The organism is Teichococcus deserti (assembly GCF_001982615.1).
GTDB classification, from domain to species: Bacteria; Pseudomonadota; Alphaproteobacteria; order Acetobacterales; family Acetobacteraceae; genus Pseudoroseomonas; species Pseudoroseomonas deserti.
The window spans coordinates 1-722 of record NZ_MLCO01000472.1 but is presented as its reverse complement, the minus strand read 5'-3'; the positions used below and the strand labels follow the sequence as shown (position 1 = coordinate 722).

Here is a 722-nt window from a genome sequence, read left to right as displayed (position 1 = left end):
CAGAAAAAAGAAGGGGTCCAGGGGAATTCATTCCCCTGGTCTGCACACCCTTACTTCAGGAACATCTCCACCGCCGCCACGAACCCTTCCGGCTTCTCTGCATGCAGCCAATGCCCGGCGCCCTTGACCGTGCCGAAGCGCACCGCAGGGAAATACCGCCGGAAGACGGGACGCGTTTCTTCCCGGATGTAGTCCGATTTCTCCCCGCCCAGCGCCAGCACCGGCCCCTCGAAGCGGGCGCCTGCCGCGAAGGGCGGCGCGGCCTCGATCACCGGCAGGGCGGCGGCGATCGCGTCCAGGCCGATGCGCCAGGATGGCGGGTCGAAGCGCAGGCCTTGGAGAAGAAAACCGCGGATGCCTGGGTTCGGGACGGCCTCGGCGAGAGCAGCGTCGGCCTCGCGGCGGGTCAGGCCGTCCTGCAGGGGGATGGCCTGCATGGCGGCGGCATAGGGGCGGAAGGCGGGCGGGTAGTCGACGGGGGCGATGTCGGCGACCACCAGGCGGGCGATGCGGGCGGGCTGGGACAGCGCCAGGGTCATCGCCACCTTGCCGCCCATCGAATGGCCGAGCAGGTCGACAGGCTGGTCGCCGAGCAGCGCGGCCAAGGTCTCGGCCACGTCGGCCGCCATGACCGGATAGTCCATGACGGCGTCATGCGGCGACTGCCCGTGGTTGCGCAGGTCGAGCGCGATGACGCGGCGGCCATTCGCGGCCAGGGTCTT

General features: G+C 69.8%; 1 protein-coding gene. It reads right to left on the bottom strand.

What is annotated here, in order from left to right:
- Positions 1 to 50: 50 nt before the first annotated feature.
- A partial coding sequence (locus BKE38_RS29155) for an alpha/beta fold hydrolase (RefSeq protein WP_076960606.1) occupies positions 51 to 722 on the bottom strand: 672 nt, incomplete at its 5' end.